The sequence below is a fragment of the Gluconobacter sphaericus genome (genome assembly GCF_016757795.1).
Classification (GTDB): domain Bacteria; phylum Pseudomonadota; class Alphaproteobacteria; order Acetobacterales; family Acetobacteraceae; genus Gluconobacter; species Gluconobacter sphaericus.
Genome location: NZ_CP068419.1, coordinates 837,396 through 853,964, shown reverse-complemented (window position 1 = coordinate 853,964; position 16,569 = coordinate 837,396). Strand labels below are relative to the sequence as shown.

Annotated in this window: 13 protein-coding genes; 10 read left to right on the top strand and 3 right to left on the bottom strand. The window is 58.2% G+C overall.

The features are described 5' to 3' along the window. Positions 1 to 32: 32 nt before the first annotated feature. From IGS75_RS04095 to IGS75_RS04075, 5 genes are read left to right on the top strand one after another with little or no spacing between them, the layout of a single operon-like run. A complete protein-coding gene (locus tag IGS75_RS04095; protein ID WP_141350583.1) occupies positions 33 to 506 on the top strand; it encodes a flagellar basal body-associated FliL family protein in 474 nt (157 codons plus the stop codon). Further along, on the top strand, positions 503 to 1,618 hold the full coding sequence (gene fliM, locus IGS75_RS04090; protein ID WP_237468976.1) for a flagellar motor switch protein FliM: 1,116 nt from the start codon (positions 503 to 505) through the stop codon (positions 1,616 to 1,618). Before IGS75_RS04095 ends, fliM begins: the two co-directional genes overlap by 4 nt. A gap of 14 nt (positions 1,619 to 1,632) precedes the next feature. Next, the gene (locus IGS75_RS04085) at positions 1,633 to 2,130 is read left to right on the top strand and encodes a DUF6468 domain-containing protein (RefSeq protein ID WP_141350586.1); all 498 of its coding nucleotides are present in this window, start codon (positions 1,633 to 1,635) and stop codon (positions 2,128 to 2,130) included. A 6-nt stretch (positions 2,131 to 2,136) separates the two neighbouring features. Next, positions 2,137 to 2,859, top strand: a complete 723-nt coding sequence (locus IGS75_RS04080) for a MotE family protein (RefSeq protein WP_202257698.1) — start codon at positions 2,137 to 2,139, stop codon at positions 2,857 to 2,859. Continuing rightward, entirely contained in the window at positions 2,856 to 5,399 is a 2,544-nt protein-coding gene (locus IGS75_RS04075) for a tetratricopeptide repeat protein (RefSeq protein WP_202257696.1), read from the top strand. Before IGS75_RS04080 ends, IGS75_RS04075 begins: the two co-directional genes overlap by 4 nt. A gap of 7 nt (positions 5,400 to 5,406) precedes the next feature. On the opposite strand, the gene IGS75_RS04070 is transcribed toward IGS75_RS04075, so the two are convergent. After that, complete coding sequence (locus IGS75_RS04070; protein ID WP_228123733.1) at positions 5,407 to 6,063, bottom strand: TetR/AcrR family transcriptional regulator; 657 nt, start codon at positions 6,061 to 6,063, stop codon at positions 5,407 to 5,409. A gap of 114 nt (positions 6,064 to 6,177) precedes the next feature. On the opposite strand from IGS75_RS04070, the gene IGS75_RS04065 reads away from it, so the two are divergent. From IGS75_RS04065 to IGS75_RS04045, 5 genes are all read left to right on the top strand, one after another. Then, complete coding sequence (locus IGS75_RS04065) at positions 6,178 to 7,392, top strand: efflux RND transporter periplasmic adaptor subunit (RefSeq protein ID WP_141350597.1); 1,215 nt, start codon at positions 6,178 to 6,180, stop codon at positions 7,390 to 7,392. 6 nt (positions 7,393 to 7,398) lie between these two features. Further along, entirely contained in the window at positions 7,399 to 10,575 is a 3,177-nt protein-coding gene (locus tag IGS75_RS04060; RefSeq protein WP_272929777.1) for an efflux RND transporter permease subunit, read from the top strand. Next, complete coding sequence (locus IGS75_RS04055) at positions 10,572 to 12,038, top strand: efflux transporter outer membrane subunit (RefSeq protein WP_202257694.1); 1,467 nt, start codon at positions 10,572 to 10,574, stop codon at positions 12,036 to 12,038. Before IGS75_RS04060 ends, IGS75_RS04055 begins: the two co-directional genes overlap by 4 nt. 12 nt (positions 12,039 to 12,050) lie before the next feature. After that, entirely contained in the window at positions 12,051 to 12,398 is a 348-nt protein-coding gene (locus tag IGS75_RS04050; protein WP_141350606.1) for a hypothetical protein, read from the top strand. 85 nt (positions 12,399 to 12,483) lie between these two features. Beyond that, positions 12,484 to 13,452, top strand: a complete 969-nt coding sequence (locus tag IGS75_RS04045; protein WP_202257692.1) for an arsenic resistance protein — start codon at positions 12,484 to 12,486, stop codon at positions 13,450 to 13,452. Here IGS75_RS04045 and IGS75_RS04040 read toward each other — a convergent pair. Together IGS75_RS04040 and IGS75_RS04035 are read right to left on the bottom strand one after the other, a co-directional pair. Beyond that, positions 13,449 to 14,408, bottom strand: coding sequence for an IS481 family transposase (locus IGS75_RS04040; protein ID WP_202257690.1), 960 nt, complete (start codon positions 14,406 to 14,408; stop codon positions 13,449 to 13,451). The genes IGS75_RS04045 and IGS75_RS04040 overlap by 4 nt on opposite strands. A gap of 80 nt (positions 14,409 to 14,488) precedes the next feature. Then, on the bottom strand, positions 14,489 to 15,670 hold the full coding sequence (locus IGS75_RS04035; protein ID WP_141350669.1) for an MFS transporter: 1,182 nt from the start codon (positions 15,668 to 15,670) through the stop codon (positions 14,489 to 14,491). Between the last annotated feature and the right edge of the window lie 899 nt (positions 15,671 to 16,569).

Here is a 16,569-nt window from a genome sequence, read left to right as displayed (position 1 = left end):
GAGCGCTGTCCGAAAGAGAAGGCAGACAAACGGTGACGACGGAGACTCCGGAAAACGAAACCCCGGTCAAGAAAGGGGGTAAGCGCAAGATCATCATCCTTGCAGTGCTGGCATGCCTGCTTCTGGCTGGTGGTGGAGCCTTTGCATGGAAGCATTTTCATCACGCGGCAACCCCGGTCGCCAATAATGCCCCGCAGCCGGTGAAGTGGACCACCATCACCATTCCGACCATTCTGTCCAATCTTGATTCCGGTACGGACCGCACGCGATACGTCCGGATCGGTGCCCGACTTGAGGTCGAGGACGGTAAGGATGCCGCCAATATCGCGGCCCTGATGCCGCAGATCCAGGATGCGTTCCAGACCTGTCTGCACGGAATGCAGTCTTCGGAGCTTTCTGGTAGCGGTATTTACCGGTTGCGCGAAACAATGCTGGCACAGATCACCAATATCGTTGCGCCTCTGCGTGTGAGGGATCTCTTTTTCGTAGAGGTGCTGGTGCAGTGAGTGACGACCGACAGCCTGATACTGCTTTCGCGGACCAGGGCACGGACATACCCGCCGCCTTTCCCTTGGCTGGACATGACATAGCAGGGCTGGGCCATGACAGCGCCGAAGACCATGTTCTCAGCCAGGCCGAGATCGACAGCTTTTTCGGTAAGGATTCTGTGGTTACGGGCGCTGCTGACAGCAGTGGTATCGAGCGTGTGGTTAGCACATCGGGTGTCTCGTCCGAGCGATTGCCGATGCTTGAAGTTGTCTTCGACCGTTTTACCAGAGTCCTGACGACAAGCCTGCGTAATTTTACCAGTGATAATGTCGAGGCGTCCATGGACCGCCTGGGATCCCAGCGCTTTGGAGATTATCTTGAGAACGTGCCGGGACAGGCCATGTTTGCGGTCTTCAAGGCGGAAGAGTGGGATAATTACGGCGTTGTCGTGCTGAGTTCTTCACTGATCTACAGCATTGTCGATGCCCTTCTCGGGGGGCATGTCCGTGGTGATAGCGCTCTCACCGCTCCGGCCAGCCGCCAGACCGGACGGCATCATACTGCCATTGAGCGCGCACTTATCGAGCCGATGGTCAGGATTATTCTGGATGATCTGGAAACGAGTTTCAGCCCGCTCTGCGCCGTTAATTTTCACTTCGAACGTCTGGAAATGAATTCACGTTTCGCGATGATTTGCCGGGCCGGAAACGGGGTGATTACTGCACGGTTCGGCATCGATATGGAAGGCCGGGGCGGAGACGTGGATATCGTACTGCCACACGCCACGCTCGAGCCTGTCAGAGACATTCTGCTGCAGCAGTTCATGGGCGAAAAATTCGGTCATGACGGCATCTGGGAGAATCATCTTGCCCGAGAGCTCTGGCAGACGGATTTGACCCTAGATGCCGTTCTGGAAGAGCAGACCATGAATCTGAAAGATATCATGAGGCTCGCTCCGGGGGATCAGCTTGTCCTGCGTCGCAAACCGGATGCTTCCGTCAGCCTGCGGTGTGGGGAACATGTTCTTTTTACAGGGCGTGTCGGGCGAAAGCAGGGGCAGGTTGCCGTCAAGATTGAAGACGTTCTCAACCAGAAATCCGGCACGGATCGTGCCGTATCCTATAGCTGATCGGAGCATATTTCATGGACAGATTTCAGCTTGGGATCGAGATCGCTCTGTCAGTGCTGCTGCTGGTGACGATTTTCTACAGTCTCTATCTGGGGCGTGCCCTCTCCGTCCTGCGACGTGACCGCGGCCAGCTCGATGCCCTGATTGCCAGTCTCCAGTCCAGCAGTGCGCAGGCCCAGTCCGGTATTGATCATCTTCGTCAGACGACGGAACTCGTCGGGCGTGCCCTGGGGAAAACCGTTGAGTCTGGAAAGAGTCTGAAGCGGGATCTGGCCATGCTGTGCGAACGTTCTGAGACGCTGGCCCAGCAACTGGAATCTCTTCTTCCCGCCGGACGTGTCGCCACTGCAGGCATGAAGGCTGCTTCCAGTGTTCAGGAACGGTCGGAAGAAGCTTCGTTCCGCTCTGCGCTTCGTCTGAAGCCGGACGAAGTGCGGACCATGAAGCCCAGTGGCAGCAAAAGTGCTGCCGAGCGTGAACTTCTGCGCGCTCTTCGTCAGAAGCAGGGATAAGGCGTCATGTTTTTCCGTATCCTGCATCTTGCCTGCGGTCTGATGATCGTTCTTCTTGGGGTCAAGATATACGCTATCGCGGGTGATCTGATGGGCGGCGCGGATTCTCCCTCTTCGTCTCTGACAACTGTTGCAATGGCGCAGCCGCAGCCCCCGCCCGCTGCGCCGATAGAAGTCTCACCGGTGGCCCCCAAGCCCGCGGGAGCCCCCCCCACCCTGGCGACAGCTGTTCCGAAAACGGATGATCTGTGCGCACACGGGGGCTGCAAGGGGGGCGTGCCAATTGCGCCAACATCAACGGTGCAGTCAGCGGATCCTGCACTCGTGGAACAGCTCGCTGCTCGTGAGAAGGAACTGGATCGGCGAGATGCAGCACTGAATGATCGTCAGCGCCTTGTTGACGCGGCTGAGGAAGAGCTGCAGCGACGGATGACAGCGCTGGAAAATTCCCGGACTGCCCTTGAGAACAGCGAACAGCATACGGACCAGCTGCGCAATGATGATGCTGACAGACTGGTCAAAATCTATCAGGCGATGAAACCCGAAGATGCCGCAGCAATCTTCAATATTCTTGATCTGCGTGTTGGCGTAGCGCTGCTCAACAGGATGAATCCGCGCAAGGCGTCCGCAATCATGGAGGCCATGTCCCCCCAGCGCGCCATTCTCGCCACGCAACTCCTTGTAAACTCTCATGCACGGCCTGCCACTCGGATCGGTGGTAACGGATGAAACGGGCGTTTTTGGCCGCTGCACTGAGCTTGTCGCTGCTCGAAACGGCTGTGGGCGCGCCTAAAACCGCTGGCGTCAAGCCGGGAAAAGTAGAAACTGGGCCTACAAAAGCTGCTGATGAGAAGTTGTTGCCTGCTGGCTGGGCTTTTCTGAACGATCCGTCGCCACTTTTTCCGCATCCTGAAAAAGCAGTACAGGAAAAACGGATTTCTGCAGGGCTGGCCTCAGTCACCGGAACCCGGTCACAGGCGACGGCAGCTCCTATTTATGGAACGTCCGTGCAGGTCCCTGATGCAACCGGATTGTGGCTGCCTCTGGGTGAACTGACGCCCGTTGCAGCGTTCCGTAATGGGCGGAATGTTGTGCTCGTGGCGGCGGGACAGCATGTCTTGGATACGGCGGGCCTGACGGGGATCGGGCCTTTCAAATCTGTTTCCAGCCGGATCCTGTCAGATGTGACGGTCATTACCGTAACGTTATTCGACGAGCGAGATCCTGTTCTTCGTCCTGTTGGGGCAGGGTGGACGCTATCAGTCGCGGTTGATGTAAAGCCTCAGGCCGATATGTTGCTTGGGCAGGATGCCAACGCCTTGACGTTCATGCCGCCGGTGGCAGAAGGATTGCCGCAGGTTGTTGCGCTGGATGATCCTGATTCAGGACGAAGGCTTCTGTTGGGAATGACGCGCTCAGGCCGCATTCAGCAGCCCATGCGGCGTCTGGGAACCGGGTTCGCGGTCCGGAGCAGTCTGGTCGGTGTCGTGGTTGCGGCTGATTCTGACACCATAGAGATGCGTCAGGCGGGTGGAAAACTGATGCTGGATACGGTGGGGCCGGACAGTTTTCCGCTGATGGCATCCAACCGGCTTCAACCTTATGGCTCGTCCCTGAGCGGTGTCAGTCTGGGGAGGGGAACTCCAGAAGAACTGCGGGAAGCGCTCAGGCGGAGTGTGACCTCTGCTGCCATGGCGTCCTCAGGTGATCGCTTTGCTGCCCGGATGCGGGTTGCGCAGGCGGCAGCTCGGGCTGGCAATGGCCCTCTTCTGGGCGAGGTTATTGACGTGGCTTTGCAGGACTGGCCCGAGGGTGTGGAAAAGCCCGAAGCACGTCGGCTGCAACAGATATCGGCAGTGCTCAATGCCCGGTCGGGCTCTTCCTCGCTGACAGAAGATGGGGGGAGTACGCCGGAAGACCAGCTCTGGCGCGGAATGATGCGGATGCTTATACCATCTTCATGTCGGGTTAGACAAAGCGCATCAGGATCTCCGGAAAGCGACCGTCTTCAGACGGCGGATCTGATCGCGACAGGGCTTCCTGTTCTTCAAACTTACGCAGCTCCGCTGAAGGAGCGGCTGTTGCCTTCGGCGACCCAGTGGATCGCGCGTTATGGCAGTGATGGTGCCACGAAAGTGCTTGATCAGCTCCCGGACGGACCGCAGGTAGCTCTGGCGAAGGCCCTGCTGGCGGCGCGGCGGAATACGTCGGATGCAGAAGCGAAGCTCTCTGTTCTTGCACATGACCCGTCGCCGCTGATCTGGCCGGTGGCGCGGGAAGCTTCGCTCCGACTGGCATTGAAAAAAAAGACTCTTTCCCCGCAGGCTGTTGCGGATCAGGTGGACGGCATCCTTCCTGCTCTTCGGATTGCGGCACGCGAGAAAGATGGGCGCCTTCTACAAATCAAAGCTTTGATGGAAGGCGGAAATCTCGAAGGTGCCGCTGCGGCGGTGCAGGAATGGGGGCGTCTATATCCGGAGGAGACTCCTAAGGTTGCGGTGCAGGAAGCGGACATTATCCGGCAAATGGCCCGGTCTGCGCCTTCAGGGGCGTGGCAGAACATGAACGCGGTTGTCTTTCTGCAAGGTGCACTGCTTAAAGCGTCAAACAGTGCCTTGCGCGGTGACATTCTCGACGGTCTGGCTCGTCGTTACGAGGCACTTGGCCTGCCGGATCAGGAGCGTAAGGCCCTGCGGGATCTTCTGACGTCCGGGAGTAATGCTCAAGGGATGAATACCCGCATCCGGCTGGCGACGCTTGAACTCAATCTGGGAGACCCTAAGGCGGCACGGCAGGATCTTGGAGTTTCTGCCGAGGGATCTCCGGATGCTGCTCTGGCGCTTCCGGGTGGAAGCAGCAGCCAGTCCGTGGAGGTGGCGCTTCTGAAAGCGCGTATTGCACTGGCGGATCATCATCCGGAGGAAGTGGTGTCAGAGCTAGCGAGCATTAACGATCCGCGTGCCTGGACCTTGCGGGCGCAGATGGCTGAAAGGGCCGGGGACTGGTCTCATGCGGTTGAGGCACTTGCGCCCATGCTGGATAGTCTCCCCGGAGCCGGTGGTGCTTCGAAAGAAGTGCTTTCGCCTGAACAGCAAGCGCTCGTTCTGCGAATTGGGGGGGATGCGTCGAGGGCGCAGGATCAGCAGATGCTTAAAAATTTGCAGACCCGGTTTGGGGCACTGATGAACGGGACGTCGTCTGAAGGTGTTTTCCGCCTGCTGATCGGGAGTGGTGAAGCTGCTTCAGCGCCGGCCTCTGCAGGGGGGTAGGTCTTCTTCAGGCCTGAGTGACCGGACGATGGCCTTCGAGGAAGACCCTAATGCCATACGCCATGAATTCTTCGAGGTTTTCTTTTTCACGATGGGGTTTGCAGTGGGTGAGCCGTCCCAGCATGGGGCCGCCAAGGGTCATGCCGAAAAGCAGGTCCGAAGCTTCGGTGATGTCGGGAATATCCAGTCTGCCGGCTTCGGACTGGGTCTCCAGCCAGTTCTGGATTGGCAGAACCCGGCCTGAAAGCTGGAAAAGATCTGCAACCAGTTGCCGGATTGCTGGATTGCGGTTGGTCTCCGTGATGACGGAGCGGAGCAGACTCAGTCGCTCGTCGCAGAACATGCAGGCTGCGATGCAGGTCATCAGGCCCAGGAGCTGCTTTTCCAGCGGGTCTGTAGGGAGTGGTGTGTAGGTTATGGGCGCGAAAAGCCGCTCAAGGATAAGGGTTTCGAAAAGGATCTGCTTGGAGTCGAAAAATTGGTAGAGAGTTTTCTTGGACATTCCGGAGCATGATGCAATGCTGTCCATTGATGCGGCATGATAGCCGTGTGTGGTCAGGACCGAGCTGGCAGCATCAAGTATCCGGATGCGTCTTTCCGCTTCGTCGAGCTGCGCGGGACGGCCACAGCAGGGCTGTTTCCGGTCTTCGAACTGGCTGCTCAAGATCAACTCCGATATTATTTCACAGACTGAATTGACGTTTGTTAAAGAAACCCGCTAGTTTCCGTCTTCGCAGGAAACTAGCAGGTTTCTGTATCACAGGATAGCGGCCGTATCATGCCTTCTTTTCAGAAAATGTCTTTGAATTCTTCTGCCGCCCTGTCTCCGGTCGGTCCTTGGGGTGGGAAGGGTGCTTTTCTGGTACCGTTTCTGGCACTCCCGCTGCTGGTGGCGGGTTGTCAGAAAAAAGCTGCCGCTCCGCAGATGCCGCCCCAGCCTGTTGATGTGGTGACGTTGAAGACGCAGCCTGTCACGCTTGAGACGTCCCTTCCGGGGCGGACGGATGCCTATGAGCAGGCGCAGATCCGGCCGCAGGTGAATGGTGTCATTGTTTCGCGTGACTTCGAACAGGGTGCGGACGTCAAGGCCGGGCAGCAGCTTTTCCAGATCTATATCGCGCCGTATCAGGCGGCTTACGATCAGGCGAAGGCGCAGCTCCTGAACGCACAGGCCGTTGCAGCACGGGCGAATGGGCAGCTCAAGCGGTATCGTCCGTTGGTGGCGGCTCATGCCGTGAGTTCGCAGGATTTCGACAATACACTGGCGACAGCGCGAGAGGCTGAGGCTCAGGTGGCGCAGGCGACGGCAGCCGTGGAAGCTGCGGCCGTCAACCTGAACTACACGCATGTTCGTGCGCCAATCACTGGTCGGATCGGCCGTACGCTGTATACGCCGGGTGCGCTGTTGACGGCGGGTCAGACACAGGCGATTGCGGTCGTGACCCGGCTCGATCCGATTTATGTCGATGTCAATCTGGCCGCCACCGACATGCTGCGTCTGAAGCGTGAGCTGGCGGACGGGCAGCTGGAACGGAACGGAACGGATGCGGCGGCGGTAGGCCTGCGTCTTGAAGACAACACCGAATATCCGACGCGCGGCAAGCTTCAGCTTTCCGAAGTTACGGTTGATCCGTCGACCGGAACGCTTGTCATGCGTGCGGTTTTCCCAAACCCCGATCATCTGCTGCTGCCGGGCATGTTTGTGCACGCACACATTCAGGAAGGCATTGATCCGAACGGTCTTCTGGTGCCGCAGGTCGCGGTCGCCCGGGATGCCAAGGGTAATCCCTACGTCATGATCGTGGATGGTGAAAACAAGGTCGCTCAGCGTTCCATTCAGGTTTCGCGGACGGTCGGTGAGTCCTGGCTTGTTTCTGATGGCCTGAAAGCGGGCGACAGGGTGATCGTGAATGGCCTGCAGAAGGTCCATCCAGGTGTGAAGGTGGCACCGCATGATGTGCCTGCCGAACCCCCTGCGGGAAAGGCGGAGTAACCCCGCATGTCACTGTCCCGCTTCTTTATTGACCGGCCCATCTTTGCGTGGGTGATCGGTCTGATCATCATGCTCGTCGGTGCTGTTGCGATTACGCGCATGCCCATTGCGCAGTATCCGAGTATTGCCCCGCCGCAGATTGCCATTTCGGTCATGTATCCGGGTGCATCTGCCGAGACGGTGAACAACACGGTTGTCCGTCCGATCCTTCAGCAGATGTATGGTCTGGATCATCTCGAATATCTGTCGGCTTCGTCTTACGCGAGCGGACAGATGGAGATCGACCTCACGTTCGAGCAGGGTACAAACCCTGACATCGCGCAGGTTCAGGTCCAGAATAAGCTCCAGCTCGCGCAGCCGCGCCTGCCGACCGAAGTGACGGCTCAGGGTCTGAGCGTGACGAAGGCCACCAAGAACTTCATGATGGTTCTGGCCTTCATTTCCGAAGACGGCAGCATGTCCGGGCAGGATATTGCAGATTATGTGGCGTCCAACATTTCCGATCCGCTGTCGCGTGTGTCGGGTGTGGGCGATCATACCTTGTTCGGCTCCGAATATGCGATGCGCGTCTGGTTGGATCCGTCGAAGCTGTACAATTTCGGCCTGACGGTCGGGGATGTGCAGTCTGCCATTCAGGCGCAGAACATCCAGGTTTCTTCGGGTGAACTGGGTGGCCTCCCGGCCAAGAAGGGCATCAGTTTTGATGCGACCATTATTGGTCCGACGCGACTGAGCACGCCGGAGCAGTTCAAGGAAATCCTGCTCAAGGTGCAGCAGGATGGCAGTCAGGTGCGTCTGAAGGACGTGGCGCGCGTTGAGCTTGGAGCGCAGAGCTACGCACTTGGGTCTGTCTATAACAACCATCCCGCATCCGCGATGGCGCTCAAGCTTGCGCCGGGCGCGAACCAGCTCAAGACTGAAGCGGCTGTCCGTGCGCGTCTGAACGAGCTGAGCCGCTATTTCCCACAGGGTCTGAAGCTCGTCTATCCGCTGGATACCGAGCCGTTCATCACGCTCTCCATCCATGAAGTGGTTGAGACGCTGATCGAGGCGATCGTCCTTGTGTTCATCGTGATGCTGATCTTCCTGCAGAACTTCCGCGCGACGTTGATCCCGACGATCGCTGTGCCGGTGGTGCTGCTGGGAACGTTCGGGCTGATGTCCATGCTGGGCTACAGCATCAACACGCTGACCATGCTGGCCATGGTTCTGGCTGTCGGTCTGCTGGTCGATGACGCGATCGTGGTGGTCGAGAATGTCGAGCGTGTCATGACGGACAAAGGGCTGTCACCGAAAGAAGCGGCCCGTGTCTCGATGGACGAGATTTCGGGCGCGCTTGTGGGCATCGTGCTGGTGCTGACGGCGGTGTTCCTTCCGATGGCGGCCTTTGGCGGTTCCACGGGTGTGATCTATCGCCAGTTCTCCATCACCATTGTCGCAGCCATGTGGCTGTCGGTTCTGGTGGCGATGGTCATGACGCCGGCGCTGTGTGCCACCATGCTCAAGCCGACCCATAAGAGCCATGAACGTGGTCCCGCGGCCTGGTTTAACCGGACGTTCGATCGTCTGACCAACGGCTATATTGGCGGTGTGAAGTGGCTGATCCGGGTGCCGGTGGTCAGCATGCTCGGGTTCGCGCTGTTGACCGGTCTGGTCGCATTCCTGTTCATACGGGTGCCGGGCGGCTTCCTGCCGGATGAGGATCAGGGAATCATTTTCGGTCAGGTCACGATGCGCAACGGTGCGACCGAGGCGCAGACGGCGGCCGTGAACCGCAAGATTACCGACTATGTTCTCAAAACCTATGGCCAGTATGTTGAATCCGTCTTCACTATGTCGGGCTTCAGCTTCGCGGGTCAGGGGCAGAGTGCGGGTGCGTTCTTCATTCGTATGAAGCCGTGGGATCAGCGTCCAGGCTCGAAACATACGACCATGACCATATCGCGCGAGATCATGATGCATTTCTGGATGGATCCGGAAGCGCAGATCTTCGCCGTCAATCCTCCGGCCGTGATGGAGTTGGGCAATGCGACCGGCTTCGATCTGGAGCTGGAAGATACTGGGCATCTGGGTCATGACGCCCTGCTGGCCGCGCGAAACCAGATCCTGCGCGAAGCGGCGAAAAATCCGCTCCTTCAGGCAGTTCGTCCGTTGGGTATGGAGGACGCGCCGCAGTTCAGTCTGGACATCAACCGTGAGCGCGCCAATGCGCTGGGTCTGACTAATGCAGACATCAACACGACGCTCGAAGGCGCTCTGGGCTCCATTTACGTCAATCAGTTCATGCGCAATGACCGCGTCAAGCAGGTCTATATCCAGGGTGAGGCCTGGGCGCGTATGACGCCGGAGGATCTGAACCGCTGGTATGTCCGCAATTCGATCGGGACGATGGTGCCGTTCAATGCGTTTGCGTCGGGGCACTGGGTCAACGGTCCGCAGAAGGTCGAGGACTATAACGGTCTGAACTCCTACGAAATCCAGGGGCAGCCGGCCGTGGGCGCAAGCTCGGGGCAGGCCATGGCGGAAATGGAGAAACTTCTGGCCAAGCTGCCGCGCGGCATCGGTTACGAATGGACTGGTCTGTCCTTCGAACAGCTTGCTTCGGGTGGCTCGACCGCACCGCTCTATGGACTGGCCGTGATCGTGATCATGTTCTGTCTGGCCGCGCTTTATGAAAGCTGGGCGGTTCCGTTCGCCGTGCTACTCGTGCTCCCGCTCGGTGTGTTGGGGGCTATTGCGGCAACGTTGGGACGTGGGCTGTCCAATGACGTCTACTTCCAGGTGGGTCTGCTGACGACGGTGGGTTTGTCCGTGAAGAACGCGATCCTGATCGTGGAATTCGCCAAGGCCTTCTTTGAAAGTGGCGAAAGCCTTGAAGATTCCGTTCTGGAAGCAGGGCGCGAGCGTCTGCGTCCGATCCTCATGACTTCGATCGCGTTCGTCTGCGGTGTGTTTCCGCTGGCGATTGCAACAGGTGCGGGATCGGCGGCGCGTGTAGCGATCGGTACTTGCGTGGTGGGCGGAATGCTCTCCGCCACGCTGCTGGCGATCTACTTCGTGCCGGTGTTCTTCGTAGTGGTGCTGCGTCTGTTCCGGGTCAGCCGGATCAAGGACCGTAAGGACCCGTATGCCCATCTGGACAATAAGGCGGCACTTGTCGCTGAAGGGGAGCACGGCGCATGAAGGCCCGTCTCGGACTGACTTCCGGATTTGCCGGAATGCTGATGCTTTCGGCCTGTAACATGGCGCCGGTTTACCACCGGCCCACGCAGGCCATCCAGAACAGTTACCCCGCGGATACGGCATCAAAGAACACGCCTGCGGCTCAGGCTGCTTCCAATCTCGGATGGGAGGATTTCTTCACTGACCCGCGGTTGAAGGCGCTCGTGGCACTGGCTCTGAAAAACAACCGCGACATTGCAGCGCAGCTTGATGCTGTGGGCGTTGCGCGCGGCCAGTATGAGATCCAGAATGCGTCGCTGTTCCCGATCATCTCGGCTGGTGGACAGGGAATGTTCGTGGCGCCATCCGACACGGCAGGTTTTTCGTTTGCACCTGGCGTTGGCGAACATATTTCGACTCTGCGTCTGTATCAGACGTCGATCGGGTTTTCGTCTTATGAAATCGATCTCTGGGGCCGTATTCGCAACCTGACGCGTCAGCAGAAGGAAACGGTGCTGAATAACGTCGAGAACGCGCGGAATGTGCTCATCACGACGGTCTCACAGATCGGGACGACCTACATCCAGTGGCTGGCTGATCGCGAGCAGCTCCGGGTGACGCGTGCCACGCTGGCGTCCGAGCGCGATACCCTGCGGCTGACCCAGCTGTCTTATGACAATGGTGAAACGGATGCGCTGACGTTGGCGCAGGTCAAGACACAGGTCGAGCAGGCTTCTGCCTACGAGGCGCAGTATACGCGCGCTCTGGCGGATGACGAGCATGCGCTTCAGCTTCTCGTCGGCTCGCCGTTGCCGTCGACTCTGCCGAAACCTGCGCCTTTCGGGTCGCAGACCATGATCGCGGATCTGCCTGAGGGTCTTCCTTCGGACCTGCTGGAGCAGCGGCCGGACGTTCGTGCGGCAGAGCATACCTTTCTGGGGGCCAATGCAAATGTGGGTGCAGCGCGCGCGGCGTTCTTCCCCCGCTTTACGCTGACGGCTTCGGAAGGCACCAGTTCGCTTCAGTTCCGCAAGCTGTTCACGCCGGGTGCCGAAACCTGGAGCATCTCCCCATCCATCAGCATTCCACTGCTGACATGGGGGCAGAGCGAAGGCAACCTGATGATGGCCAAGGCGCAGTCCCGTCAGAATGCGGCACAGTATGAAAAGACCGTACAGTCAGCGTTCCGTGAAGTTTCAGATGCGTTGACGGCACGGGAAACTTATACGAGCCAGCAGCGCCACATGGACGAACTGGTGGCGCAGTCGCAGCAGGCGTTCGATCTGGCCAACATGCGCTACAAGGCAGGTATCGACAGCTATCTGACGACCCTGACACAGCAGCGCACCCTCTATCAGGCGCAGCAGAACGCCATCACGGTCAAGGCCGCACGCTTCCAGAACCTTGTGACATTGTATCGCGCGCTCGGAGGTGGCTGGAGCCAGAAGACCGTTTCGCCTAAGGTGCCCGCACAAACGCACTGACCGGAGAGCCTCATGCGCAGGTTGATTGTCCCAATACTGGCCGCTTTTGCCGTTTACGGCGCGGCCCTTGGCACGGCTGTGGCGCAGGATGCGGATGACGGTCCCAAGAAGCCGAGCATGCACGACCTGTATCACAACTCGTCGTTGCCCAAGAGCCATGCTGATTTCAGCCGGTATCGGTATCGTCCGCCAGGGGATAAAGTGATCGAGCAGCCGGATGCCTTCCGGCTGCTGTTCCAGACGAAGGACGGACAGCCGGACGGTTATGCCGAACGTCGCGGGACTTCGGTTTTTTATTATGACCGCTACGGAAAGCTGCGTCAGATCCAGCCCCTGCCGGAAGATGCGACGACAGACTGATGCCCCGCTGCCGTGACCTGACATCCGGCATGGGGTGTCTGCGCGGAAGGTGGCTTTTTTCATCTGCTACTGTCAGGTATGCGCCATGAGTCTCGCTTCGATGCGGGATCTTTTGGAGCAGCGTCAGATTGTGCTGTATTTTTTTGCAGTACTTCTAGGGGCAGCGGCTGCGCTGGTGATGGTGGGAACCGCGTCCTGGGACGTGGTCATCAATCCTGTTCTGGGGCTGATGCTGTTTGTGACCTTTCTTCAGATACCGCTTACGGAACTGGGGCATGCTTTCCGCAGGGTCCGGTTCCTCGCAGCGCTTCTGGTCACGAATTTCGTGGCTGTCCCCGCTCTGGTGGCCCTGCTGCTTCCGTTTGCACCGGCGGACGGAATGATCCGGCTAGGCATCCTGATGGTGCTTCTCTGCCCCTGTATTGACTGGGTGGTGACGTTCGCCCAGATGGGGCGGGCGGATGCGGCACTCCTTCTCGCGTCCACGCCCGTCCTTCTGGTGGTGCAGATGGCGATGCTCCCGCTCTGGCTCCGTCTCTTTCTGGACGATGGCGTGTCACGGTTGGTGCAGGTCGGGCCCTTCCTGCATGCGTTTCTGTGGCTGATCGTCATTCCGCTGTGTCTGGCATGGTTCGTTCAGTTTGGGGCACAGCGAAGCTCGGTAGTCGAATGGGGCGCATCAGTACTGGGCCTGCTGCCTGTGCCGGTGACGGCGCTCGTTCTGTTCATCGTTATCGCGGCCATGCTCCCGCAGCTGGTCCATGAGACCAGCATTGCGCTGCATGTCGTGCCGATCTATGCGGCTTTTGTTGTGTTTGCGCCTTTTCTGGGTTGGGGTATTTCGAAGCTATTCAGGCTGGAGGCACCCGCAGGTCGCGCGCTTGCCTTTAGTGGAGCCACACGTAACTCGCTGGTCGTGTTGCCGCTTGCGCTCGCAGTGTCTGGTGCGGCGCCTTTACTGCCCGCCGTGATCGTGACCCAGACGTTGGTCGAACTGGCTTCGGCACTACTCTTCATCCGGGTAATGCCCCGGCTGGGAGCTAGCCGCTCCTAGGTGTTTAGTCCCGTGCTTTGGTAGTTTGGATTGGTGATGAATTTTTCTGGCTCTGAAGTCCAGATTTTGCAGACGTATTCATAAGGGGTGAGGCCGTTCAGGGTCTTGAGTCTTCGCCCGAAGTTATAGGCTGCCATGAAGTCATTGAGGCGTGTCCTCAACTGCTCATGGCTGTCGTAATGGAAGCGTTTAACGGCCGCTTCCCTGATCGTCCGGTTCATCCGTTCAACCTGACCGTTCGTCCAGGGATGATTGGGTTTCGTCAGACGGTGTTTGATCCCGTGAGCTTTGCAGATCACCTCGAAGCGCATGGGACGCGACAGGGCCGTATTTCGACTACGGCGCTGTTTGGCGAACTGGATGCCGTTATCGGTCAGGATGGTATGGATCCGGTAAGGAATGACACTCAGGAGATATTCAAGGAATTCCCATGCTGTATTCCGGTCGGCTTTTTCGACCAGTTGTGTGACAGCGAATTTGCTTGTCTGGTCGATGGCAACGAAGAGGTACAGCTTGCCTTCAGCGGTCTGGACTTCGGCAATATCGATATGAAAGAATCCAATCGGATAGCGTTTGAAACGCTGTCGCTTGGGCTTGTCTCCTTCGATGTCCGGCAGCCGTGAGATCTCGTGACGCTGAAAGCAGCGATGCAGGGCGGAGCGTGTCAGATGGGGGATACCGGCCTGCAGGGCAGAAAGGCAGTCATCAAGCGGTAGCAACGTATGCCGGCGAAAGGCCACGATCATCGCTTCGTCCGTCTCGGACAGGACCGTTGAGCGCGGATCTTTAGGGCCTGTCTTCTGATCTTCGACACTCTGTCGCTTCCGCCACTTTGCAACTGTTTTCGGGTTGATCCCGAACTCCTTGCTCAGCGACGCGAGCGAAGCCTGCGATCGCTGTATTGTTGCTCGCACGGCGTACGTAGTCGTGGCGCTCCCATGACGTCTCTGTCCCATAAGGCTTCCTTCTACTCTCGTGAAAATAGCACACCATCAAACCACGAGATCAAACACCTAGGAGTGTCCGCTGGAGTTTTTCAGTCCTGCTGGAGGCGGCGGGGAAACGCTGCGGGATTGAACGCTGCGAGCAGGATACCGCCCAGCGCGATTATGACGGAGGCCGGGCACAGCACCGCAAAGCCCAGCGTGCTCAGAAGATGGCCACCGATGGCGGAGCCCAGAAGAATACCGAAATTGCTGCTGCCGTTGATAGCGGCACCGGCCACATCCGCGCTGGTCGCTCGCGCGCGGATTGCGCCCGACATGACGAAGGGGATGATAGCGGCATAACCCATGCACCATAGCCCGACGGCGCCCACGCTCGGCCATGCGGAAATCAAGTGTCCGTAAACCAGGATCATGCCCGTGAGCATGGCTAGGCCGCCGCCGAATAGTCCGGCTGCCGGCCAATGGTCCACGACTTGCCCCGCACCCCACAGACCGAAAATGCTGACGCCGCCAGTAATAAGAAGTGCGACGCTCAGCAGGTGTTCCGGCAGGCCATGTGATAACAGAAGCGGGGAGACATAGGTGTAGAGCAGGTTATGGGCGAAGAAGAACACAGCATTCACGCCGATCACGACGCCGAAAATGCGCGCGGCCTGTGGGGAGCGGATGGTTGGAACCTTGAGCGCCTTTGTGTCCGCCCCGCGAACGGGCGGAAGATAGAGCGCAATGAAGATCGTCAGCAGAGTCGCTAGGCCCGCAATGACGTAAAGGGCTACGCGCCAACTTGCGAATTGGCTGATCGCAGCCGCTCCCGGAACGCCCAGAACCGATCCTAGCGATGTGCCGCCGAAGACAAAGGAAATGGCGCGCCCGGTCATGCGCTCGGGCACCAGATGGGCCGCATAGGCGGCCGCAATGGACATCATCAGCGCGTGTGACAAGCCGCCCAGGGCGCGTCCTGCACAGACAATGGCAAAGTTTGGCGCCATGGCGGAAATCAGGTTGGAGATGACGTATCCTGCCAAGCAGAGCAGCATGAGCATCTTGCGGTCCATGCGGCTCGTGGCGATTGTGATGGGCACGGCCCCGAATGCGACGAGCAGCGCATAGGCGCTGACGGCTAGCCCGGCATGACCTTCCGTAATGTTGAAGGACTTGGCCATGTCGATCAGCAGACCAACCGGTGCGACCTCGGTCGTCACCGCAATAAAGGTCGAGGCGAACAGGGCGCAGAGGCCCGCGATCACCGGGCCGGAGAGCGTTTTGAACACGACGGACTTCCTGACTGGAACGGCGACCTGAGCGCCCCGAACGCGAGGGCTTTTGGCACTTTGATCGTATTACGGAAACCTAAAAAATCATTTCAGGACCATCATCGCCCCTGAAGCGGCGGAATGCTCCGGGCGAGGAGCTCTTTCAGGGGGGGGGACATCATAACTTTCATTTTTGTGCCCTGATATTACGGATTCGGGAGGCTGCTTCAGGCTTCTTCCAGAATGTTGTTCCGCCGTCTCAGTTAACTCGAATGATGAGACATCCCGTGATGCTGGAGAGGATTAGTCGGAGGCTACTGTTGGTTTCCGCCCATTGAAAAGGTGGCATGACGTCATCGGTCTTTGGATCCGGAGTTGGTGGCTTTGGTATGGGCGATTAGTTGCTCCATGCTCAGGACGATTTGCCCGACCCGGACGACCTTAGTCATGGACCGCCGTTTCCTGCCGATCAGACGTAGGTCGGATAGCAAGTCTAGCAGAAAATTCCGGTAAAATCTTGTCACCCGGACCGGAAAGACAGAGCGGAACACGCCCGTCGATTTAGCCAAAGCCTAGAGTATGAAAGACAGGCCGCAGCCAGACACCAGCAGCACAAGGGCGTCTGACGGCCCAGCATGATGCGGAGCGCCTGTCATACGCCATGACCATGAACAGGGCGCCAAGCTGCAGTCCCAACAATCAGGGAAGCATGGCCGAGGTAATTAAAAGAAAAACGAAATACTATACCAGAAGATGTGGGGATATATTATAGGATGCAGCGATTATTTATAATAAAAATTTTATATTTAATTAAATAATAAATAAAAATAATGTGAATAAATTCAATTTATTTCAGGATGTTATTTGAATGAGTAGTTATTGATGGCGCATGGGTTGTTGAGGGGGTTGTGCGTATT